Consider the following 2027-nt stretch of genomic DNA (forward strand, 5'->3'; position numbering starts at 1 on the left):
CCCACGCCACCCTGGCGATCCGCTGCACGGCTGAGACGGGGGCGAGGCCCCAGCTTCCCTGCCCACAGGGTCAATGCAGGCAGATTATACTGGGGCCCCGACTGACCGGCTTCAGCCCGTTCCGGTAACACAACTGGTGCGCGCTGCTTGCTTTCCCCGCCAACCGCCAGCAACCGCCGCGGTATTGGCCGACAAATCACGCTGCACCCGCCAGAATGGGCTGCATGCCTGATACACGCCAATGGCGCCATCGGTGTGGGTCATCACCGGGGCTGCCAAGGGTTGCATCATGCTGCCTCGAAAGGCGCGGGCATGCGCAATTTTCGGGGCAGGCGGAGGCCGACTCGCGATCGATCCCTGCAACGCAAACGCTATGGTGCAGGCGCTAACCAACAGTCGTTGTTTCGTGATGAAATCGTGAAAAACGCGCCGTCGCGATCCCTGCGGCAGGGCGCTGATGCCGAGTTTGGCCAGCGGCCACCCCCTCCGCACAATTGGCAGCGTTGACTTGGCGCAGACCGGCTGACTTGGTGCAGGCGCACAGTGCAGCGCAGCGGAGACGGTGGAAATGGGCAAGCTTTCAGGGATCAGGGTGGTTGATCTCAGCCAGTTCCTGCCCGGACCCATGCTCAGCCTGATGATGGCCGATCACGGCGCCGAGGTGATCAAGGTGGAACCGGCGGCCGGCGATCCGGCACGAACCCAGGGGCCGTTTGCCGATGGTCACAGCATCTGGTTTGCCAATCTAAACCGCGGCAAGGCCAGTGTCGTGCTCGATCTGAAAAGCGATGCTGGCAAGGCGGCGCTGACCGAACTGATCCTGCGCAGCGACGTGTTCATCGAAGGCTTCCGCCCCGGCGTGATGGCGCGCCTGGGTTTTGGCTGGGAGGCGGTGCGGGCGCTGAATCCGCGCATCGTGTATTGTTCGCTGTCGGCGTTCGGCCAGACCGGCGCCATGGCCCACCATCCGGCGCACGACATGGCGGTGCAGGCGCTGGCCGGGGTATTGCGCGTGAACGACGGCCCGGATGGCACGCCTGCCGTGCCCGGCGTGCCGGCCGCCGATGTGGCCGCCGGGCTGACCGGGCTGGCCGGCGTTCTGATGGCGTTGATCGGCCGCGAACAGACCGGGCAGGGCGATTATCTTGATATCGCCATGTTCGACAGCCTGTTGCCGTGGACCGCCCATATCGCCGGCAGTGCGCTGGCGGGCGGGCCAAGCCCAACCTCTGGCAATCAGCGATCATTGGGCGGGGCGGCATTTTACAATGTGTATGAAACCGCCGATGGCCGCCATGTCGTGTTGGGCGGGCGAGAGATCAAATTCGCGCGCAGCCTGCTTGATGCGCTGGGCCGGCCCGATCTGATCCCGCTGGCCGGGGCCGAAGCCGGCGCAGACCAGGCCCCGCTGATCGCGTTTCTGCGCGATATTTTTCGCACCCGCAGCCGCGATGCATGGGACGCATTCATGGCCGAGCTTGACGTTGCCTATGCCCCGGTGCTGGACTTCGCCGAAGCACTGGCGCAGCCGCACGTTGCCGAACGCGGACTCGTCAAGGGCCACCACATCGCACCGGCAATCCGCTTTGCCGGGGAGACATGGGCGGCTGGCGCAGTGCCCGAATTGGGAGGGGACACGCCATGACGTTGCGACTGGAACATGATGGGCCGATCACCCGGCTGCTGATCGACCGGGCCGACAAGCGCAATGCCCTGACGCTGGCGATGTGGGAGATGGTGCCGCGCCTGTTGGCGCAGGCCGCGCAAAGGCCCGATCTGCGCCTGCTGCTGGTGCAATCGGCGCAGCCGGGCGGGGCGTTCTGCGCCGGTGCCGACATCAGTGAACTGCTGGCCAACAGCCAAGATCGTGATTGGCTGGCGGCCAACCAGGCGGCAATCAACCAGGCGCAGCATGATCTGACGCGGTTTCCGCTGCCCACCATCGCCTATGTTGAAGGCGACGCGGTGGGCGGTGGTTGCGGGCTGGCGCTCGCGTGTGACATCCGCATCGCCACCCCATCGGCGCG

2 protein-coding genes are annotated in these 2027 nt (G+C 66.0%); both read left to right on the forward strand.

Annotated elements, in window-relative coordinates:
- Nucleotides 1–568: 568 nt before the first annotated feature.
- Complete coding sequence (locus tag RMO81_RS04945; protein WP_310474651.1) at nt 569–1645, forward strand: CoA transferase; 1077 nt, start codon at nt 569–571, stop codon at nt 1643–1645.
- Nucleotides 1642–2027 (forward strand): enoyl-CoA hydratase/isomerase family protein (locus RMO81_RS04950; protein WP_310474650.1); only part of this gene is annotated, 386 nt, incomplete at its 3' end. The genes RMO81_RS04945 and RMO81_RS04950, both read left to right, overlap by 4 nt.

This window comes from Sandarakinorhabdus sp. (genome assembly GCF_031422795.1).
Taxonomy (GTDB): Bacteria; Pseudomonadota; Alphaproteobacteria; order Sphingomonadales; family Sphingomonadaceae; genus Sandarakinorhabdus.